This window comes from Spirillospora sp. NPDC048823 (assembly GCF_043198445.1).
GTDB lineage: Bacteria > Actinomycetota > Actinomycetes > Streptosporangiales > Streptosporangiaceae > Spirillospora.
This window is the reverse complement of record NZ_JBICUT010000006.1, coordinates 15,825-35,523: the sequence shown is the minus strand read 5'-3', so window position 1 is coordinate 35,523 and position 19,699 is coordinate 15,825. Positions and strand designations below refer to the sequence as shown.

At 72.4% G+C, this 19,699-nt stretch carries 19 protein-coding genes and 1 pseudogene; 10 read left to right on the top strand and 10 right to left on the bottom strand.

All coding sequences use genetic code 11. From position 1 onward, the window contains the following. Positions 1-34 precede the first annotated feature (34 nt). On the top strand, positions 35-526 hold the full coding sequence (locus tag ACGFK0_RS15805) for a cysteine dioxygenase (protein ID WP_392905244.1): 492 nt from the start codon (positions 35-37) through the stop codon (positions 524-526). On the opposite strand, the gene ACGFK0_RS15800 is transcribed toward ACGFK0_RS15805, so the two are convergent. The 3 genes from ACGFK0_RS15800 to ACGFK0_RS15790 form a co-directional block, all read right to left on the bottom strand. Continuing rightward, positions 463-1,161, bottom strand: coding sequence for a TetR/AcrR family transcriptional regulator (locus ACGFK0_RS15800; RefSeq protein WP_392905242.1), 699 nt, complete (start codon positions 1,159-1,161; stop codon positions 463-465). The two genes, ACGFK0_RS15805 and ACGFK0_RS15800, sit on opposite strands and share 64 nt — an antisense overlap. 70 nt (positions 1,162-1,231) lie before the next feature. Beyond that, complete coding sequence (locus ACGFK0_RS15795; protein ID WP_392905240.1) at positions 1,232-1,483, bottom strand: hypothetical protein; 252 nt, start codon at positions 1,481-1,483, stop codon at positions 1,232-1,234. Further along, positions 1,476-2,804, bottom strand: coding sequence for a PspC domain-containing protein (locus ACGFK0_RS15790; protein ID WP_392905237.1), 1,329 nt, complete (start codon positions 2,802-2,804; stop codon positions 1,476-1,478). Before ACGFK0_RS15790 ends, ACGFK0_RS15795 begins: the two co-directional genes overlap by 8 nt. A 195-nt stretch (positions 2,805-2,999) precedes the next feature. Between ACGFK0_RS15790 and ACGFK0_RS15785 the strand changes: the two genes are divergently transcribed. The 3 genes from ACGFK0_RS15785 to ACGFK0_RS15775 all read left to right on the top strand — a co-directional run bounded on the left by ACGFK0_RS15785 (position 3,000) and on the right by ACGFK0_RS15775 (position 5,851). Continuing rightward, positions 3,000-4,202 (top strand): PspC domain-containing protein, encoded by a 1,203-nt coding sequence (locus tag ACGFK0_RS15785; protein ID WP_392905968.1) that lies wholly within the window; start codon positions 3,000-3,002, stop codon positions 4,200-4,202. A gap of 13 nt (positions 4,203-4,215) precedes the next feature. Then, complete coding sequence (locus tag ACGFK0_RS15780) at positions 4,216-4,845, top strand: LuxR C-terminal-related transcriptional regulator (protein ID WP_392905234.1); 630 nt, start codon at positions 4,216-4,218, stop codon at positions 4,843-4,845. 247 nt (positions 4,846-5,092) lie between these two features. After that, positions 5,093-5,851 carry a DUF4190 domain-containing protein gene (locus tag ACGFK0_RS15775; protein ID WP_392905232.1) on the top strand — a complete coding sequence of 253 codons (759 nt, stop codon included), beginning with the start codon at positions 5,093-5,095 and terminating at the stop codon, positions 5,849-5,851. Positions 5,852-5,985: 134 nt separating this feature from the next. Here the strand turns inward: ACGFK0_RS15775 and ACGFK0_RS15770 are convergent, their stop codons facing one another. From ACGFK0_RS15770 to ACGFK0_RS15760, 3 genes are all read right to left on the bottom strand, one after another. Then, a complete protein-coding gene (locus ACGFK0_RS15770) occupies positions 5,986-6,441 on the bottom strand; it encodes an SRPBCC family protein (protein WP_392905229.1) in 456 nt (151 codons plus the stop codon). Between the two features lie 132 nt (positions 6,442-6,573). Further along, positions 6,574-7,257, bottom strand: a complete 684-nt coding sequence (locus ACGFK0_RS15765) for a PIG-L deacetylase family protein (protein WP_392905967.1) — start codon at positions 7,255-7,257, stop codon at positions 6,574-6,576. Between the two features lie 149 nt (positions 7,258-7,406). Further along, positions 7,407-8,372 (bottom strand): nucleoside hydrolase, encoded by a 966-nt coding sequence (locus ACGFK0_RS15760; RefSeq protein ID WP_392905226.1) that lies wholly within the window; start codon positions 8,370-8,372, stop codon positions 7,407-7,409. A gap of 112 nt (positions 8,373-8,484) precedes the next feature. Here ACGFK0_RS15760 and dhaK point away from each other — a divergent pair, with 112 nt between their 5' ends. From dhaK to dhaM, 3 genes are read left to right on the top strand one after another with little or no spacing between them, the layout of a single operon-like run. Next, complete coding sequence (gene dhaK, locus ACGFK0_RS15755; RefSeq protein ID WP_392905224.1) at positions 8,485-9,480, top strand: dihydroxyacetone kinase subunit DhaK; 996 nt, start codon at positions 8,485-8,487, stop codon at positions 9,478-9,480. Beyond that, a complete protein-coding gene (gene dhaL / locus ACGFK0_RS15750) occupies positions 9,477-10,133 on the top strand; it encodes a dihydroxyacetone kinase subunit DhaL (protein WP_392905221.1) in 657 nt (218 codons plus the stop codon). The genes dhaK and dhaL overlap by 4 nt, the downstream gene beginning before the upstream one ends. A gap of 5 nt (positions 10,134-10,138) precedes the next feature. Further along, the gene (gene dhaM / locus ACGFK0_RS15745) at positions 10,139-10,525 is read left to right on the top strand and encodes a dihydroxyacetone kinase phosphoryl donor subunit DhaM (RefSeq protein WP_392905219.1); all 387 of its coding nucleotides are present in this window, start codon (positions 10,139-10,141) and stop codon (positions 10,523-10,525) included. A 32-nt stretch (positions 10,526-10,557) separates the two neighbouring features. Here the strand turns inward: dhaM and ACGFK0_RS15740 are convergent, their stop codons facing one another. Further along, positions 10,558-10,911 carry a hypothetical protein gene (locus tag ACGFK0_RS15740; protein ID WP_392905216.1) on the bottom strand — a complete coding sequence of 118 codons (354 nt, stop codon included), beginning with the start codon at positions 10,909-10,911 and terminating at the stop codon, positions 10,558-10,560. Positions 10,912-10,945: 34 nt separating this feature from the next. After that, a complete protein-coding gene (locus ACGFK0_RS15735) occupies positions 10,946-12,406 on the bottom strand; it encodes a hypothetical protein (protein ID WP_392905214.1) in 1,461 nt (486 codons plus the stop codon). Between the two features lie 354 nt (positions 12,407-12,760). On the opposite strand from ACGFK0_RS15735, the gene pcrA reads away from it, so the two are divergent. Continuing rightward, on the top strand, positions 12,761-15,016 hold the full coding sequence (gene pcrA / locus ACGFK0_RS15730) for a DNA helicase PcrA (RefSeq protein ID WP_392905212.1): 2,256 nt from the start codon (positions 12,761-12,763) through the stop codon (positions 15,014-15,016). 13 nt (positions 15,017-15,029) lie between these two features. On the opposite strand, the gene ACGFK0_RS15725 is transcribed toward pcrA, so the two are convergent. After that, positions 15,030-15,665 carry a hypothetical protein gene (locus ACGFK0_RS15725; RefSeq protein WP_392905210.1) on the bottom strand — a complete coding sequence of 212 codons (636 nt, stop codon included), beginning with the start codon at positions 15,663-15,665 and terminating at the stop codon, positions 15,030-15,032. A gap of 347 nt (positions 15,666-16,012) precedes the next feature. Here ACGFK0_RS15725 and ACGFK0_RS15720 point away from each other — a divergent pair. Beyond that, positions 16,013-16,557, top strand: a pseudogene (locus tag ACGFK0_RS15720) (GNAT family N-acetyltransferase). 115 nt (positions 16,558-16,672) lie between these two features. On the opposite strand, the gene ACGFK0_RS15715 reads toward ACGFK0_RS15720, so the two are convergent. Next, positions 16,673-18,229 carry a glycoside hydrolase family 15 protein gene (locus ACGFK0_RS15715; RefSeq protein ID WP_392905208.1) on the bottom strand — a complete coding sequence of 519 codons (1,557 nt, stop codon included), beginning with the start codon at positions 18,227-18,229 and terminating at the stop codon, positions 16,673-16,675. Positions 18,230-18,521: 292 nt separating this feature from the next. On the opposite strand from ACGFK0_RS15715, the gene sucC reads away from it, so the two are divergent. Then, the gene (gene sucC / locus ACGFK0_RS15710) at positions 18,522-19,697 is read left to right on the top strand and encodes an ADP-forming succinate--CoA ligase subunit beta (protein WP_392905205.1); all 1,176 of its coding nucleotides are present in this window, start codon (positions 18,522-18,524) and stop codon (positions 19,695-19,697) included. Positions 19,698-19,699: the final 2 nt, after the last annotated feature.

Sequence of the window (19,699 nt, the reverse complement as noted above, 5' to 3'; positions counted from 1 at the left end):
TCCAGCCGACACACGTACACGAAGGACCTTTCCCGTGGACCTTTCCGTGGTTCCCGATCTCACCATGCGCGGCCAGGACGATCCGCACGGCCGCGCCGCCACCGCCCGTCCTCCCACGGTGGGGCGGCTCGCCGGCCGGGTCCGCGACCTCGCCGGGCGGCCCGGCGAGTGGTGGCGGCTCGCCGGCTTCGACGCCGAACGGCCGGTGCACGTCCGGCTCGACGACCAGGTGTGGCTCACCACGTGGCCGCCCGGCCACGGCGGGACGATCCACGGGCAGGTCAGCACATTGATCGCGGGTGAGCTGGCGGAGGTGACGATCACGCCGGACGGCGTCACCGAACGTCCGCTGCGCGCCAACCGGGTGCGGGTGCACGGGGGGCCGCGCGCACTGACGAACCCGGGGCCCGCGTTCGCCGTCAGCCTGCACGCCGCCGCGACGGCCCCTTCGGAGACGACGCGTCAGGCCTCGGACAGGTACGGGGACGCCGCCTCGCGGCCGACGAGGGGAAGCAGCACGAAGTAGGTGAGCGACGGCAGCAGCGAATTCAGTTCCTCCGCCTCGCCCGTCTCCATCTGGACGTGGATCGCGCTGTAGATGCCGCCGACGATCGCGTCCACCACGGCGACCGGGACGGAGGCCACCGACGGGTCGTCGAAGAAGGCGCGGAACCGGGTGAGGTTGTCGATGCGCGCCTGCCGGACCCGCGGCCCCGCCGCGTTCACCTCCACCAGCGAGGCCCGCGCGAACCGCGGCTCGCGGGCGAGGGCGGCGAGCATGGTGCGCAGCGCCGCGTGAATCCCGTCCGGCCACGTCGGCGCGGCCTCGAAGACCTCCGTCATGCGGGCGAGCAGGATGTCCATGCCGCGCTGGTAGGCGGCGAGGAAGCAGTCGTCCAGGTCCATGAAGTGCGCGTAGAAGGTCTTCTTCGTGACGCCCGCGCCCTCGGTGACCCGGCTGATCGTGGTGTGGGCGAAGCCGCGTTCCGACACGACCTGGACGAAGGCGTCGATGAGCCGCTCACGCTGGATGCCGGCGACGGTCTCGGGGGACAGGCCGTGCCTCCCGGGCTTGATGGCCCGCCCCGGGTCCAGGGCCGAGCGCGAGCCGGGCAGCACGTCCGTGCGGCTCGCCTCCGGCGTCCCCGGCTGACCTGACATCCGACCTCGCTCCGATCACCTGCCGTCGGGGTCAGGCTACTTCCCGGCCGTCGCGCGCGGGGAGACCGGGTCAGCGCAGTTCGCGGCGGCGCGAGCGGGTCAGCACCCGGACGGTCCCGACCAGGCCGAGGCCGATCAGTACCACGGGGGCCAGCGTCGACGGGGCCAGGATCCGCTCGTCGGACAGGCCGTCCGCCAGGAACAGGCCCGCGAGGACGAGGAAGAACACCCCGGTGACGGGCCCCGCCGGATCGAACCGGCGCCGCCGCCTGCGCGCGTCTCGTCCGGCCCCCGGCCGCCCGGCTTCCGCCCGCTCAGCCACGGCGCACGTCCACGTCTCCGACCTTCCCGCGTATCCGCAGGACGATCACCGGCGGGTTCTGGCCGGGTCTTCCCTCGGGCTCCATGACCTCGGTGCTCCTGACGTTCGGTCCGCTGGTCGTCTTGCTGCCGACGCGCAGGTCGCCGAGCGCGATCTTCGCGTCCACCATGACGCGTGCGGCGGGCGGCACCTTGACCTCGAGCTCGCCGAGCATCACCTCGGCGTTGATCGTGACCCGCTGTCCGGGGACGACGGGAAGGGCGGTGAGGTCCAGGGTCCCCTGCCCGACGCCGACCTTGTACGCCTGGCCGGTCTGCGCGGCGTCCAGGGGACGCCACTCGACCTCCCCGTACTCGGCGTTGCGCGGCATCTCGCCCGCGACCACCGTGGTCAGCATGGCGAGCGTCAGCACGGTACCGGCGGTCGCGAGGCCCCGCGTCCGGAACCAGCCGCCGAGGACGAGGCCGAACCCGACGACCGCGAGCGCGGGTGCCATGACGATCAGCCAGGAGTCCGGGGCGGGGTAGGGCTGCGCGACCGGGATCATCGCCGCGCCCGCGGCCATGGCGGCCAGCAGCGTGATCGTCGCGGCGGGGGAGCGCCCGCAGCCGTCCTGCTTCGCGGGTGGCGCCGCGTCGTCCGGGAGCGCGTCGTCCGGGAGCGCGCCGGCCTGCGCGGCCGAGTGCGCGGCGCTGTAGGCGGCGAGGTCGATCATGCCCTCGGGCAGGCCGCCGCCGGTTCGCGGCATGGTGCCGGTGCGCGTGTCCTTGTACCGCGTGTCCTTGTACAGGGAGACGCTGCCGACGGTGACGCTCTCGGAACGCGTCCAGGCCGCGGAAGGCTCGGGCGCATGCCCGGACAGCCGTTCCGGGACGGACCGCGCGGCCGCCACCAGGTTCACGCCCCGTGAGTGAGCGACGAGCAGCACCAGCCCGAACACCACCAGAACCGCGATCGCGTCGGTGGGGACGCCGCCGAAAAGGCTGAACACGACGCCCGCCGCCAGCAGCGCGCCGAGGATCGTCAGCACCGCCGCGCCGTCGAACCACCGCTTGAAGAACTGCTCCGCGAGCGACGACTCGCCCGGGCTCGCGGGCATCAGCAGCGCGGCCGCGATGTAGAGGAAGATGCCCTGCCCGTGTGCGAGGACCAGGAGCGCGAACCCCACCCGGTAGACGACGGGATCGACGCCGGTGTAGCGGCCGAGCCCGGTGCACACGCCGGCCAGCACGCGGCGTTCGGCATCGCGCGCCAGCCGCTCGTAGCCGCCGGTGCCTCCGCCGGCCTCGGTGTCGTTCCTGGAGTCGTGCTCCTCGCTCATGCCCACCATCGTGACGTGCCGCGTCCCGCGCACGGTATCGGGGACGTCCCTGATCCGACCCTGAGGTGAGCCTGGGGGTGAGGCCCTGATGCGGTTCGAGGCCGCGCGTGTGACGATCGACAACGTGGCAGAACCTTGGGAAGGACGGCGGTGAGCGAACAGACGGCCGGGCAGCCCGGCACCGCGCCGCCGGGGCTGCCGCCCGCGCAGGCGGGCACGCGGGCGGAGGCGGGCGCGGCGCCGGCGGCGGCGCCGCGGCTGGAGCGTGCCGCGGACGGCAGGCTCGTCGCCGGTGTGTGCCGCGGCCTGGCCGGGCACCTCGGCGTGGACGTGGTGATCGTCCGCGCGGCGTTCGTGCTGCTGACGATGACGAGCGGGCTCGGCGTCGCCGTGTACGCCGCGTTCTGGATCCTGGTGCCCGCCCCGGAGAAGTCCGACCGGGCGCCCGGCCGGCTCCGTGGCCGCGACTGGGGCAAACTGCTGGTCTACGCGACGGTCACGGTGGGCCTGTCGGTGCTGCCGTGGGGCGCGGCCGGGGTCGTCCAGTGGGCGCTGTGGCCGTTCGCCATCTGCGGTGTCGGCGCGGCGATCCTGTGGCAGCAGGCCGACCGCGACCAGCGGCAGCGCTGGACGCTCCCGCTCCGGCAGCGGTGGCTGCGGAGCCTGCTCGGCGTGCTGCTGGTCGTCGGCGGCATCGGCGGCGTCGTGGTGCAGAACGTGGAGGCCGCCCAGGCGCGGTCCGTCGTCATCGCCATGTTGATCATCCTCACCGGGGTCGCGGTGATCGTGACGCCGTGGGTGGTGCGGCTCTGGCAGGACCTGGACGCCGAGCGGCACGAGCGGATCCGCTCCCAGGAGCGCGCCGAGCTGGCCGCGCACATCCACGACTCGGTGCTGCACACGCTGACCCTCATCCAGCGGAACGCGCACGACACCCGCGAGGTGCAGCGCCTCGCCCGGTCCCAGGAGCGGACGCTCCGGACGTGGCTCTACCAGCCGCGCGCCGACCCCGACCAGACGTTCGCCGCCGCGATCAGGGAGGCGGCGGGCGAGGTCGAGGACGACCACGGCGTGCCGATCGAGATCGTCTGCGTCGGCGACACGGCGCTGGACGAGCCGCTCGGCGCCGCGCTGCAGGCCGCACGGGAGGCGATGGTGAACGCCGCCAAGTACGCCGAGGCCCCGTCGGTGTCGGTGTACGCCGAGGTGGAGGGCGACGAGATCGCCATCTTCGTCCGCGACCGCGGCAAGGGATTCGACCTCGACCAGGTTCCGGAGGACAGGATGGGCGTCCGGGAGTCCATCATCGGACGTATGGAGCGCAACGGCGGCAAGGCCACCGTCCGTACCGAGCCGGGCGAGGGCACCGAAGTGCGATTGGAGATCAAGAAGACATGAGCGGAGCGAACCGGTGAAGAAGGTCGTGCTGGTCGACGACCACCAGATGTTCCGGACCGGCGTCAAGGCCGAACTCGGCGGCGGCGTCGAGATCGTCGGGGAGGCCGGCGACGTCGACGAGGCCGTCTCGGTGATCCGCGCGACGCAGCCGGACGTGGTGCTGCTGGACGTGCATCTGCCCGGCGGCGGGGGCATCGAGGTGCTGCGCCGGCTGCACGGCGCCGTCTCGTCCAAGTTCCTCGCGCTGTCGGTGTCGGACGCCGCGGAGGACGTGATCGGTGTCGTCCGGGGCGGGGCGCGCGGCTATGTCACCAAGACCATCTCGGGGCCGGAGCTGACCGACGCGATCGGCCGGGTCGCCGACGGCGACGCCGTGTTCTCGCCGCGCCTCGCCGGGTTCGTGCTGGACGCGTTCGCCGCGACGGACGCGCCCGCGGTCGACCCCGAACTGGACCAGATCACCCAGCGGGAGCGGGACGTCCTGCGGCTGATCGCGCGCGGCTACGCCTACAAGGAGATCGCGAAGGAGCTGTTCATCTCGGTGAAGACGGTCGAGACGCACGTGAGCAGCGTGCTGCGGAAGCTTCAGCTGTCCAACCGGCACGAGCTGTCGCGCTGGGCCGCCGCCCGCCGGCTGGTCTGAGGGCGAACGTTCTCTATGCCCTATCGCGGCACCTAGGTAACCTTCTGCTGATAAGTGTGAGGGAATCGTCATCTTGGATTTCCGCACATCATGATCGTGCTCCCTGCCGGGTATGGGACAGTTCCCCATGAGTTACCCTCCCCCCTGGTCCGGGCCTCCGGGCCCCGGCTCCCCGGCGCCCCAGGCGCCGCCCCCTCCCCCGCCGCAGGTCCCGCCTCCACCGCAGGCGCCGCCGTCACCTCCGCCCATGTCCCCCGGTTCCGGCTACGGGCCCCCGCCCATGCCGGCCGGTCCGGGCTACGGGCCTCCCATGCCCGGCGGCCCCGACTACGGGGCGCCGTACGGACCCCGTAGCGACAAGACGAGCGGCCTCGCCATCGCCGCCTTCGTGACCGGCCTCCTCGGCTGCCTGGGCATCCTCGGGATCATCCTGGGGATCATCGCCCTCCGTGAGATCACGCGGAGCGGTGCCAGGGGCCGTGGCCTCGCGGTCGCCGGCATCGTCCTGTCGTGCCTGTGGCTCGTCGCAGGCATCGCGAGCTTCGCGCTGCGCAGCGCCGTCACCGGCTCGTCCTCGGGCGACCTCGGCAGCCCGCCCGGCACGTCCGAGCCCGAGTCGAAAGAGGTGGACGCCAAGAGGATGAAGGTCGGCGACTGCATCAACGACGACCAGGGCGCCACGAACGCCCCCGTCGACGGGGAGCCGGTCGAGGTCGACAGCGTCAAGATCGTCTCCTGCAAGGGCCCGCATGACGGTGAGGTCGTGGCGATCTTCCAGTTGCCCGGCAGCATCACGCCGACCGACCAGCAGATGAACACGCTGGCCTCGTCCGGTTGCCGGCCGCGCATGCGGAGCAAGCTCAGCCGCGACCCGGCGGCCCGCTCCCTCGCGACGTCGTACTACTACCCCACGACCGAATCGTGGCGGCAGGGCGACCGCGACGTCACCTGCGTCGCCGTGTCCGCCAACGAGGGCACGAAGCTCACGCGGCCGCTGCGCTCCTGACGGTCCGAGCCGACGGGCGGCCGGCCCGCCGTCCGCCAGCCCCCACCCGCCACCGTCCAACGGACGAACTCCGCTCGCACAGCCCGCTCCCGCCCCTCGTCCCGCGCCACGCGTGCGGCCGGTCTGCGCCTGCGTCAGAGCGCACCCGGAAGGCGCGCCGGGCAGCCGGGCTCGCAACGCTCGGAATGCCACGCCACCCGGCGGGCGTACGCGCCGAACCGGCGCCGGAGCATGGTCCGCGTGAACGGCCCCGTGCCCGGGAGACCGTCGAACGCCCCGCGCCAGCGGATCAGGGTCCCCGCCGAGTGCGGCTCCAGCGTGACGTCCGCCCGGAAGCGACGGGGCGGCGGCCCCGCCAGCGCGATGTAGCCGTAGTGCCGGGGCGGATCCCAGGCGACGACCTCCTCACGCCAGGGCGGGACGCACCGGACGGCGCCGATCCCGTTCGGGTGGTCCTCGCCCGCGGACTCCCGCCTCCCGCGGACCCAGAACCCGCCCCATTCACCCCACGCCTCCGCCACGCACAGATGCTTGAAGATCACTTCCGGCGCGGCGCCGGAGGTGGCGGTGGCCTCGATCTCATGCGGCATGACAACCCCCCGAGTTCCGTCACATGCGGGTACATGCCCGATCGGGAGGCGATTACGGCTTGTGAGCGATTGAGTTTGGAACGTGACGATCCCGGGGCGGGCGCTCCGGCGTGTCCGCTCAGGCGTGTCCGCTCAGGCCGTGTCGATGACCTGGAACGACTCGGCGAGACGGCCCTCGGGGAGGCCCGCCGCCGCGGCGTTGGCCGACAGCCAGCCGCGCAGCATCTCCGGCAGCCCGTCGCCCATGTGCCCGGTCTGGCTGACATGGGCCCGCAGCGCGTTCAGCTTCCGGTCGAACCGGTCGGTGATGTCGACGTAATGGTTCGCGACGGGTCCGCCGGTGAGCCACACCTCCCGCGCCGTCCAGGCGTCCAGGCCCTCGTCGGCGAGCAGTTCCGGGAACGCGTACGGGTTGCGGGCATCCGGGTAGACGGCGTCGAGCGCGGCCGAGCCGACCGCCCGGTGATCGGGGTGGCTCGGGTAGATCCGCTCGTAGTTGCGCTCGGGGCTCGGCATCAGCACCCGGTCCGGCCGCACCTGCCTGATCACGCGCGCGATGTCGCGGCGCAGGTCCAGCGTCGCCTCGACCCGTCCGTCGGAGTAGCCGAGCCACCGGACGTCGCTCACACCGACGCACTTGGCCGCCGCGCGCTGCTCCTCGCGCCGGAGAGCGGCCATCTCCTTGCGCGTGACGTTGTCGTCGAACCCGCCCGCGTCGCCGTCGGTGACCATGAGGTAGACGACCTCGATGCCGCCGTCGGTCCAGCCCGCCACCGCCCCCGCCGCACCGAAGTCGACGTCGTCGGGATGCGCCATCACAGCGAGGATCCGCTGAAGTTGACTGTCGTCCAGAACGTTGGTCACAGTTTCAACGATAAGGTCTGCGAAAGGTCACCGGCACGCCCGAAGATCAAGTTTCCGCCGGCGGCCGGGCCGATGCGGCCGATCCCTCCGGTCGACGGGAGTCAGAGGGACAGGACGGCGGTGAGGAGGCGTTCGCGGAAGGCCGGGACGTCGCTGCCGACGGCGACCTTGACCGGGCGGCGGGTGTCCTCGGCGGGCAGGGAGCGGGCGTCCCACACCGTCGTGCCGCGCGTCAGTTCGCCCCGCAGCTCCACACGGACGGCGCGCTGCGCGTACTCGCCGAGCTCCGGATCCACCGCGAGCATCGCGGCGAGCGCGTCGTGGATGACCGCGCCGCGGCGGCGCAGCGTGGGCGTGTAGGCGCCGACGTAGAACTCCAGGATGCGGACGGCGAAACGGGCGGCCGCCGCGTCGTGCGCCGCGAGCCGTTCGAGCCAGTCGTCGTGGACGGCGGTCGGGTGCGTGGCGTCCAGCGGCACCAGCACGACCGGCCAGTCCGCCGCGAACACCAGATCGGCGGCCTCCGGGTCGTGCCAGATGTTCGCCTCGGCGTGCGTCGTGATGTTGCCGGGGTGGTCGAACGCGCCGCCCATGACGACGACCTCGCGGACGAGTGAGGGCAGCTCGGGGTCCAGCAGCAGCGCCGCCCCGAGGTTGGTCAGCGGTCCCGTCGCGAGCAGCGTCAGCTCCCCCGGCATGGCGCGGGCCAGCCGGACGATCTGCGTGGACGCCGGCTCGGCGACGGGGCGCCCCGCCGGGTCGGGCAGACGCGTGTCGCCGAGCCCGTCCGTCCCGTGCCAGTCGAGCGCGTAGTGGACGTCCTGCGCCATCGGCCTGGCGGCGCCGACCGCGACCGGCACCCCCTGCTCACCCGCCTTGATCCCCGCGAGTTCCAGCACGCGCAGCGTGTTCAGCGCACCGGTCAGCGGATCGATGTTGCCGTGCACCGTGCCGACGCCGGCCAGCTCGATGTCGCCCGCCCGGACGAGCGAAGCCAGATACAGCAGGGTCATCGCGTCGTCGATGCCGGTGTCGCAGTCGTACAGGATCGTTCGCGCTCTCGTCACGGAGGCAACCTAATGCCGCGCGGCCCGCCATGGCACCCGGAAACCGGGGCCGCCGGCGATGATCGGCGATTGGGTCTGGGACGCGGGCCCGCGCCGGGGTAGAGCATGAGACATGCGCAAACTCATCAACGCCCCGGCGGACGTGGTCTCCGACGCGCTGCGCGGCCTGGCCGCCGCGCATCCCTCGCTCCGAGTCGACCCGGGGAACGGGACGGTCGTGCGGGCGGACGCGCCGCGCGCCGGGAAGGTCGCCCTGGTGTCGGGCGGCGGATCCGGCCACGAGCCGCTGCACGCCGGGTTCGTCGGCCACGGGATGCTCGACGCGGCCTGCTGCGGCGAGGTCTTCACGTCCCCGGTCCCCGACCAGATCATCGCCGCGACGATGGCGGTGAACGGCGGCGCCGGCGTCGTCCACCTCGTCAAGAACTACACCGGCGACGTCATGAACTTCCAGATGGCCGCCGAGCTGGCCGAGGACGAGGACATCGAGGTCGTGTCCGTCGTCCTCGACGACGACGTCGCCGTCGAGGACAGCACGTTCACGGCGGGACGCCGCGGCACCGGCGCCACGCTCTTCGTCGAGAAGATCGCCGGTGCGCTCGCCGAAGAAGGGGCATCGGCCGATGCCGTCGCGGCCGTGGCGCGGGAGGTGAACGAGCGCAGCCGGTCGTTCGGGGTCGCGCTGTCGTCGTGCACGGTCCCCGCCGCCGGGACGCCGACGTTCGAGCTGGGCGAGGACGAGATGGAGCTCGGCATCGGCATCCACGGCGAGCCCGGCCGCGAACGCGTCAAGGTCGGCACCGCGGCGGAGATCGTGGACGCCTCGCTCAGCGCGATCGACGCCGACATGCCGCTGTCCGGGTCGGAGGTGCTGGTGCTGGTGAACGGGATGGGCGGCACCCCGCTGATCGAGCAGTACGTCGCGTACGCGGCGGCGGCCGAGTGGCTGGACGGGCACGGCGCGACCGTCGTCCGCCCCCTGGTCGGGCCGTACGTCACGAGCCTGGAGATGGCCGGCTGCATGATCAGTGTGTGCCGGCTGACGCCCGAGCTGACCCGCCTCTGGGACGCGCCCGTCGAGACGCCCGGGCTGCGGTGGGGCCGGTGAACGCGGAGGATCTCGCCTCCTGGATCCGGCACGCCGCCGAACTCGTCACCGCCGACGCCGACCGGCTCACCCGGCTGGACGCCGCCATCGGCGACGGCGACCACGGCCACAACATGGACCGCGGCTTCCGCGCCGCCACCGAAGCCCTGTCCGGCGGGGCGCCGCCCGAGGACGTTCCGCCCGGCAAGGTGCTGATCGCCGCCGGGCGGGCCATCGTGTCCAAGACCGGCGGCGCGTCCGGCCCGCTCTACGGGACGGCGCTGCGCCGCGCGGGCAAGGCGCTCGGCGACACCGCCGACGTCGGCGCCGCCGCGCTCGGGGACGCGCTCCGGGCCGCGCTGGACGGCGTCCAGGACCTCGGGAAGGCCGTCGAGGGCGACAAGACGATGGTCGACGCGCTGGCGCCCGCCGTCGCGGCGTACGAGGCGGCGCTGGCGGACGGCGCCGGCCTCCCCGGCTGCGTCCGCGCCGCCGCCGGCGCGGCGGCCGAGGGCGCGGACGCGACCGTCCCGATGCAGGCGCGCAAGGGCCGGGCCAGCTACCTGGGTGCGCGCAGTATCGGGCACATGGACCCGGGTGCGGCGTCCAGTGCCCTTATCCTGCGCGCCCTGGCCGATGTCGTCGCGGCCGAAGCCGCTGCAGGGGAGGGGTGAGGCGGATGGTCGGGATCGTCGTGATCTCCCATAGCCGGACGCTCGCGGAAGGCGTCGTCGAGGTGGCGCGGGCCATGGGCGTCGGCAAGGCCGTCGTGGAGCCCGCGGGAGGCGACTCCGGGGGAGGGCTCGGCACGAGCGTCGACCTCGTGGAGAGCGCCGTCGCCGCGGCGGACGGCGGCGACGGCGTCCTGCTGCTCGCCGACCTGGGCAGCTCCGTCCTCACCGCCATGATGCTCATCGAGGACACCGACGGCGACGACGTGCTGCTGGCGGACGCGCCGCTGGTCGAGGGCGCGGTCGCCGCGGCGTCCATGGCCGCGGCGGGCGCCGACCTGGCCGCCGTGCACGCCGCGGCCGAGTCGGCCTACGACCACCGCAAGACCCGCTGACCCGCTGACCGGCTGACCCGCTGACCGGCGGTTCAGGTCGCGTCGGGGCCGGGAGGCCGGTCCGCCGCGCCGGAGCCCGAGAGGAGCGTCCCGAGGACGGACGTCACGCCCTTCGACGGGTCGCCGCGCACCTCGAACACGCGGCTCTCCTCGCCGGACCCGCCGCCCTCGAAGGCGTCGCCGCCCTCGGTGACGGTGATCCGGTACGCGGGGAGGTCGGCGCCCACCTCCCCGCCCTCGTCGCCGCGCGCCTGCGCGGCGGCGAGGGCGTCCACCGCCTCCCGGATCCGCACGGCGGGCCCGGCGGGGAGCGCGGCGGTGTCGTAGAGCGCGACGACGGCCCGCCGGCCGGTGAACCCGCCGGTACTCTCGATCTTCACTCGCATCGTCGCGCACCTCCCCGCGGGCGCCGGTTCCGGGCTACGTGCCGAAGACGCGCCGCAGTTCGTCGAGATCCTCCCGGAGGATGTCATCGTCCTCCAGGGAACCCCCCATGGCCAGTTTCTCGGGCGCGACGACCTCGTACTCGGGCATCTGCATCGTGCCGCAGCAGCGCGACCTGTCCTGCTCGGCCCGCAGGCTCGCCGACCGCCCGTCGTACGGCTCGACCTCGGTGACGTCCTGCCCGTCCCCGGTGTAGGCGGCGTCCGTCATCCTCATCTGCCCGCTCATCAGGTCGGTCAGCGGCGTCGCCGCCGTCGTGACCTCGCGGACCGCGAACCGGTTGCGGACGAACGTCCGGTAGATCGCCGGGTCGCCGCGCGTCGCCGAGATCTGCAGCATCCCGTTCGCGACGTCCGCGTACCCCGCGCCCGTCGCCGGGGACGCGACGATCGCGTCGAACACCAGCTTGCACAGCCCCGACGCGACCTCGATCAGCACGAGCGCCGGGTCCTTCGTGCGCTGCTGCCTGCTCAGCTCGAACGCGTAGACGTCGGCGAGCACGTCGTAGATCGCACCGGTGAACACCTGGGAGATCGCGTGGACCTCGTTGCCGACGTCGCTCAGCTTCAGGTCGTTGTCGGCGTTGCGCAGCCCCGCCGGCATCCCGAGCGCCTGGCCGAACTCCTCGGCGAGGTCGGCCAGGAACGACTTGTCGTGCAGGTTCGCCTTGGTGAGCGCCACCAGCGCGTCCGCCTGGTCCGGCTGGGCCAGCGCCAGGAAGATCGCCGTGAGGTCGCCGAACGACTCGTGCAGGCCGCCGGTCTGCGGCGGGTTGCCCGCCGACAGCCAGCCCGGCTTCAACCCGTCCAGCAGGGCGTGGCCCGTCTCGTGCGCGACGATGTCCAGCGACCGGCACGTGTGGACGACCCTGGGTGGCACCTGCCCCTCCGGGGTGAAGAAGAAGAACTTCAGGGCCTGGGCCGTTCGGCTGTAGAACGCGTTCGCGCCCGTCGCGGCGTGCGGGAACACCGTGATGGGGTCGGTGTTGCCGCCGACGTTCCACGCGAACGGGATCGGGGTGCCGCCGTTGTGGCGCTCGAACATCGCCATCGCCTGCCGGACGACGGCGAACGTGTGCGCGCAGTCGAACTGCGCGGTGCCGGCGTCGAACACGAAGTCGCCGCTGATGTTGCGCGCGACCGGGGTGACGCCCGGCAACTCGATCTTGACGCGCGCGTCCGCCGGGCCGTTCAGCACCACGGTCGGGATGAAGGCCAGCCGGGCGCCCAGTTCGGTGACCGACGGGTCCTGCTTGTAGACGAACAGCCGGTGGCCGGTCCGCGGCGGCACCGGGACCGGCACCGGACGCGGTACGGGCGGGGCGGCCTGCCCCTGAACCGCGGCCTGGGGCCCCCGCCCCGGCCACTGCGCGGGAACCTCCGCCGCCGCGTGCTCGGCGTCCCGCTGTGCCTGGATGTCGTGCTGGTGGATCGTCATCGAAGCCACCTTCCCCTGACAGTGCGCGAGTCCTGCTGACTCTGCGCTGCTGTGGGCGGACATGCGGGGATGCGGTACGGGGTTGTGCACTCCGGCGGGACGAGCCGGTCCGGGTCGGTCCGGCCCGTCTCGTATCCGCCCTCTTCCAGAAAAACGCTCCGCCGGTCAGGAGATCCAGTCAACCCGGGAAGTCCAAAAGACGCCTCATCTGTCCACATGCAGCCGCGGGACCGTTCCGCACGCGGCCGCACGGCCGCCCCGCACACGGCCGCACGGCCGCTCCGCACACGGCCGCCGGGCCGGGTGGGGCGGACGCGCCGAAAACGTCCCCGCCGCGCCGTAGACTCGCACGTGATGTCGAAGACCGAAGCTCACCCCTTGCTCGATGGCCTCAACCCGCAGCAGCGCGCCGCCGTCGTGCACTCCGGCGGCCCCCTGCTGATCGTCGCGGGCGCCGGCTCGGGCAAGACCCGGGTGCTCACCCACCGCGTCGCCCACCTGCTCGGCGAACGCGACGCGCACCCCGGCCAGATCCTGGCGATCACGTTCACCAACAAGGCCGCCGCCGAGATGAAGGAACGCGTCGACGCCCTCGTCGGCCACCGCTCGCGCGCCATGTGGGTGATGACGTTCCACTCCGCCTGCGTCCGGATCCTGCGCCGCGAGGCCAAGCGCCTCGGGTTCCCCACCAGCTTCTCGATCTACGACCAGGCCGACGCGAACCGGCTCATGGCGCTCGTCTGCCGCGAGCTCGACCTCGACCCCAAGCGCTACCCGCCGAAGTCGTTCAGCGCCCAGGTGTCCAACCTGAAGAACGAGCTGATCGACTACGAGACGTTCAAGGACCGGGCGTCCACCCACATGGAGCAGACGCTCGCCGAGGCGTACGAGATGTACCAGGCGCGGCTCCAGCAGGCCGGCGCCATGGACTTCGACGACCTGATCATGCTGACGGTCAACCTGCTGCAGGTCTTCCCGGAGGCCGCCGAGCACTACCGGCGCCGGTTCCGGCACGTCCTCGTGGACGAGTACCAGGACACCAACCACGCGCAGTACGAACTCGTCCGGGAGCTGACCGCCCCGGTCGAGGGCATCGGCGCGGCCGAACTGTGCGTCGTCGGCGACGCCGACCAGTCGATCTACGCGTTCCGCGGCGCGACGATCCGCAACATCCTGGAGTTCGAACGCGACTACCCGGACGCCACCACGATCCTGCTGGAGCAGAACTACCGCTCCACGCAGACGATCCTGTCGGCGGCCAACGCGGTCATCGAGCGCAACGCCGACCGCAAGCCGAAGAAGCTCTGGTCCGACCAGGGCGAAGGCGCCAAGATCACCGGCTATGTGGCCGACAACGAGCACGACGAGGCCGCGTTCGTCGCCCGCGAGGTCGACCGCCTCACCGACGACGACGCGGCCCGCCCCGGCGACGTCGCCGTCTTCTACCGCACCAACGCGCAATCGCGTGTCTTCGAAGAAGTGTTCATCCGCGTCGGCATGCCCTACAAGGTCGTCGGCGGCGTCCGCTTCTACGAGCGCAAGGAGATCCGCGACCTGCTCGCCTACCTGCGCTGCCTCGCCAACCCCGAGGACACCGTCTCCCTGCGCCGCATCCTGAACGTCCCCAAACGCGGCATCGGCGACCGTGCTGAGGCGTGCGTCGAGGCGTACGCGTCCCGCGAGCGCATCTCGTTCTGGCAGGCGCTGCGGGTACCCGAGGACGTCCCGGGCATGGCCACCCGCTCCATCAAGGCCGTCCGCGACTTCGTCGCCCTCCTCGACGAACTCGGCGCCGCCGCCGAGTCCCTCACGCCCGCCGACCTCGTCGCCGAGGTCCTCAAGGCCAGCGGCTACCTCGCCGAACTCCAGGCGTCCAAGGACCCGCAGGACGAGACCCGCGTCGAGAACCTCCAGGAACTCGAAGCCGTCGCCCGTGAATTCGAAGAGCGCCTCGACGGCGAACCCGCCGAAGGCCGCCTTTCCGAATTCCTTGAGCAGGTCGCCCTCGTCGCCGACGCCGACTCCATTCCCGGAGGCGCCAAGGGCAATCCCGTCCCGCCCGGCGAGCAGCCCGAGGAGACCGAGCACGGCGTCGTCACCCTCATGACGCTGCACACCGCCAAGGGCCTCGAATTCCCCGTCGTCTTCCTCACCGGCATGGAGGACGGCGTCTTCCCCCACCTGCGCGCCATGAGCAACCCCAAGGAACTCGAAGAGGAACGCCGCCTGGCCTACGTCGGCATCACCCGCGCCCGCCAGCGCCTTTACCTCTCCCGCGCCACAATGCGCAGTTCGTGGGGGGCTCCGCAGGTCAACCCGCCGTCCCGTTTCCTCGGCGAAGTCCCGAAAAGCCTGGTCGAATGGGAACGCGAGGCTTCGTCCACCTCGGGATCGGCGATGGCCCAGATGGCCTCCCGCCCAGGGACGCGCTCCCCGGGCAACCGCCCCGTCCCGTCCCTCTCCCCGGGCGACAAGGTCACCCACGACGCCTTCGGCCTGGGCACCGTCGTCTCCGTCTACAACGAGGGCGAAAAGGCCAGCGTCGACTTCGGCGGCGAATACGGCGTCAGGACCCTCGTCCTCCGCTACGCCACCATCGAGAAGCTCTGACCGCGGGTTCCGATCAGTCTTCCTTCACGCGCACCTGGTCCTTGACCCGGCACCCGTCCGGGAGGTCGCGGAAGTCGGGATAGCGGTCGCGGCCGAGTTCCAGCCCGTTCAGGCTCCGGCGGCACGACCGGTCCGCGAGGACCACCTGGATGAGGTAGGTGTCGCCGTCGCGCCCGAAATCAGGGCCGATGCCGGCGGAGCGGATGTCCCACGGCCCGTCCCCGCCGACGTCCTCCGGGCCGTAGTCGGCGAGATGGAACGTCTCGTCGTCCTCCTCGAAGATGAAGATGCGCAGATCGTCGTCACCGATACCGCTGACGGTCCCCTCGACGGTGAAGTCCTCGTCGTCGAACAGCGTGTCACCGTCGTCCGGGTCGGTCAGGTCCACCTTCACGGCACGCCTGGACGGCCTCACCGGGGAGGGCGACGGCGAGAGGCTCGCCCGCGTGGCCGACGACGTGGGGATCGCCGGAGACGCCTCCCGGCTCGGTGAGGCGGCCGCGGGCGGGACGAGCACCGGTGTCCCCGGAGGCCGATCGTGATCATCGGATACGGCCCACACCAGGGAGCAGGCGGCCAGGGCGGTCGCCACGCCGAACGCGACGAAAGGCCGGGCGCTCGGCGGCCAGAGGTGCTCCTGCGGTGGCATGGCGTGCTTCGGCCGCTGTTGTCCCGGCCGCCTCTCCGATGCAAACTCACGTTCCACGCTGAGCTCCTCGCGCCGCGGCCGTCGTCGGCCGGAGCGTTCCCCCGGCCCGCCGACGCCGAGGCCGTCGAGAGCGGGGGAACGCCCTACTCTGCTGCACGTGCGCGGCACCCGAGAAGGTTCACCGGGACCGCGTCCAACGAACGGACACGTACCAGGACGGCACCGCCGCCATGCTCCCAGGCGCGGATGTCACCCTCATGCTGTAAAGATCGTTCCTTGAAACGAAGCCGTGCCGAGGACGTCCGGTTCGTGGCGTCGGATCACGGGTTGTATCCGGGAGGCCCCCCATGTTCGCTCGCCAGCTCGCCGACGCCGCCGAGCTACGTCCGCTGGAGCCGTGGCAGGCGGCCGAGTTCGCCGAGCACGCGGACCGGGTCCGCAAGGACATCGACCACTACATCCCGTGGGGACGCACGGTCGTGGACGAGTCGACGGCCCGTGAGTTCCTGCAATCGTACGCGGTCAAACAGGCCAGGGACGAAGGCCGCATCTACGGCATCTGGGTGGACGGGGTTCTTCAGGGCGGGACAGTGTTCCGGACGTTCGACGCCAAGATGGGCGTCTGCGAGGCCGGTGTGTGGCTCGGGGGCGAGGTGCGGGGACGCGGGCTGGTCACCGTCGCGGTCGGCACATGATCGATTGGGCGTTCGGGGTGCGCGGGATGCATCGGGTGGAGTGGTTCTGCGACCCGCGCAACACCGCCAGCGCGGCGGTGGCGAAACGGCTCGGCATGACCTGCGAGGGCGTCCACCGGCAGTCGTTCGTGCTGGACGGCGACCGGCGTGACACCCAGGTCTGGGCCGTCCTCGCCGATGAATGGCCGCCCGCCTGAACCGGCCGCCCGCCTGAGCAGGCCGCCGCCTGAGCAGGCCGCACGGCTGGGCGAGTACACGCGGCTCGGCGTGACTCAGACGCGTCGCCGGTCCGGCCGGCGCGCCCCCGGCCGGTCAGCGCGCGGGCGGGACGGGCAGGGGCCGTTCCAGGGCGGAGAGGCTGAGAAGGACGAGTGACGCCGTCCAGCCGAGAGGTGCGGGGCCGGCGGGCTCGCCGGTCGGGCCGACCTTCTCCGGCAGGACGCCCAGGGACGTGCGGTGCGCGGACAGCCAGCTCAGCCGGCCGAGCGCGTCGCCGGTCCGGCCCGACGCGGCCGCGTTGAGGCCGAACATCGCCGTCTCCGGCGTCCAGGCGACGTCGGGGTCGCCGGACCAGCGTTCGCCCGGCAGGACTCCGCCGTTCGGCAGCGCCGTCTTGCGGGCCGCGACGGCGATCGCGGCGGTCACGTCCGGGTCGGCGGCCGCGAACGGGGGCGCGATGAACGTCACCGACGCGTCCATCAGCCCGCCGGGGACGGGCGAACGCGGGTAGCCGTACGGGGCGAACTGGCGGTCCACGGCGGCGGAGACGCGCTGCGCCGCCCGGTGCCACCGCGCGGCGTCGCCGCCTTCGCCGCGGCGTCCGGCGAGGTCCGCGGCGGCGCGCAGGCCGGCCAGCACCGGGCCGACGACCCCGAGCGTGGGGCGGCGCGGGTCCTCTTCGCGGCGGTGGTCGCGTTCCCAGTAGTCGGACGAGGCGGGCGGCAGGCCCTCGGCGTCCAGCGAGCGCGCCAGGTGGTCGGCGGCGCGCCGCACCATCGGCCACAGTTCGGGCAGTTCGTCGAGCCGCCCGGCGCCCTGAACGCGGTGGAACCACGTGGCCCACAGGACCCAGCCGAGCGAGTCGAGCTGCGGTGCCCGGCCGTCGGCGACCGCCGTCCCGTCGGGGTTGTAGCGGGCGGCCCACATGCCGTTCTCGGTCTGGGCCCGGGACAGGAAGCGCAGGACGCGGCGGGCCTCGGCCGGGTGCCCGGTCACGGTGAACGCGGCGACGGCGAAGGCGGAGTCGCGGGGCCAGCAGTACCGCCACTTGGTGTACCAGGACGCGAGGGACGCCCCGTTCGGGCGGGTGAGGAGCCGCAGGTCGAGCAGCGCGCGGGCCGCCATGTTGCGGTAGCCCATGTCGGTCCCGGTGGCCGGGTCCAGCCCGCCGGACGGGATCGTGCCCTGCGACAGCCAGGCGTTGTCGGACCGGACCGCCTGGTCCACCCGGGGGTCGGACGCCTTGACGGTGACGGGCCGCTCCCCGCCGGACGGGATGAGCCGTATCCGCCCGTCCGCGAGCCGGACGACCGAGCTGTCCGGCAGGTAGGACGCCCCTTCCGCCTGGACGGGCGGCAGCGGGACGCCGGCGAAGGGCCAGCCGCCACCGCCGACGAGCCCGGGGCTCGCCCAGCCCGGCGCGGTGCGGTCCGGGACGGTGGCGCCGCCGGTCGCGATGAGGGCGGCCACGATGAGCAGGGCGGTGACGCGCCGGAGCCTGCGTGCGCCGCCACGCCTCCGCGGCCGCCTGCGGCGCGGTGAACCGTGCGTGGGCGGCGAGGGGATCCCGGCCGAGGTGATCCCGGTGGGGAGGGGCTCGGCGGTGGTGTGGGGCGCGACGGTCGTGTCCCGTTCCTCCGCCATCGCCATGCGTTCGCCCCCTACCGCATCTTCCGTCCGGCTGGCCACCGAAGACGAAATAAGTACATCAAACTAAGTCAATTGGTTCATCCTCCTCACGAGCCACTCGTGCCCTCCTGGAGGATGAGCACACCTTCGTTTTGGTGACACTCCCGGACATCTGGACCCGGCGGCATCACCACGTTGGCGGGTTGACTAGGCTGCATCGACGGAGCGGACCGCAGAGTGCCGGCCGCACGGAATACCGTGTAACCCCCACTCGCGTGGTCATTCGGCTGTCGATCCCTTATAAGGACGCCTCGTGGACCTGTTCGAACATCAGGCGAAGGAACTCTTCGCCGAGTACGGGGTACCGGTGCCCACCGGCAAGGTCGCCCATACTCCCCAGGAAGCCCGGGCCATCGCGGCGGAGCTGTTCGCCGCGGGAAGCTCGAAGGTCGTGGTCAAGGCCCAGGTGAAGACCGGGGGCCGCGGCAAGGCCGGCGGCGTGAAGCTGGCCGACTCGGCGGACGAGGCGCAAGCGCTCGCCGGTCAGATCCTCGGCATGGACATCAAGGGCCACACGGTCCACAAGGTCCTGATCGAGGAGGGAAGCGCGATCGCGCAGGAGTACTACTTCTCGTTCCTGCTCGACCGCGCCAACCGCACCTTCCTCACCATCTGCTCCGTCGAGGGCGGCGTGGAGATCGAGGACGTGCCGCACGACCGGCTGGCGATGGTGCCGGTCTCGCCGCTGGACGGCGTCGACCGGGCCAAGGCCAGGGAGATCGCCGAGCAGGGACGGCTCCCGGAGGAGGCCCTCGACGGCGCCGCCGAGCTCATCGAGCGCCTGTGGGCCGTGTTCACCGACGAGGACGCCTCCCTCGTCGAGGTGAACCCGATGATCCTCACCGCCGACGGCCAGGTGAAGGCCCTCGACGGCAAGGTCACGCTGGACGACAACGCGACCTTCCGCCAGGACCACGACAAGTACGAGGACAAGAGCGCCGCCGACCCGCTGGAGGCGGCGGCGAAGGCCAAGGACCTCAACTACGTCAAGCTCGACGGCAGCGTCGGCATCATCGGCAACGGTGCCGGGCTGGTCATGTCCACCCTGGACGTGGTCGCCTACGCGGGCGAGCAGTTCGAGGGCCAGAAGCCCGCGAACTTCCTCGACATCGGCGGCGGCGCGTCCGCCGAGGTGATGGCGAACGGGCTGGAGATCGTCCTGTCGGACGACGACGTGAAGTCCGTCTTCGTGAACGTCTTCGGCGGGATCACGGCGTGCGACGCCGTCGCCAACGGCATCGTTTCGGCCTACCAGCTGCTGGCCGAGCGCGGCGAGGCCGTCAACCGCCCCCTCGTCGTCCGGCTGGACGGCAACAACGCCGAACTCGGACGCAAGATCCTGAGCGACGCGGCGCTGAACGGCGTACAGCAGGTCGACACCATGGACGACGCGGCCAAGCGTGCCGCGGAACTCGCGGCAGGTGCATGAGC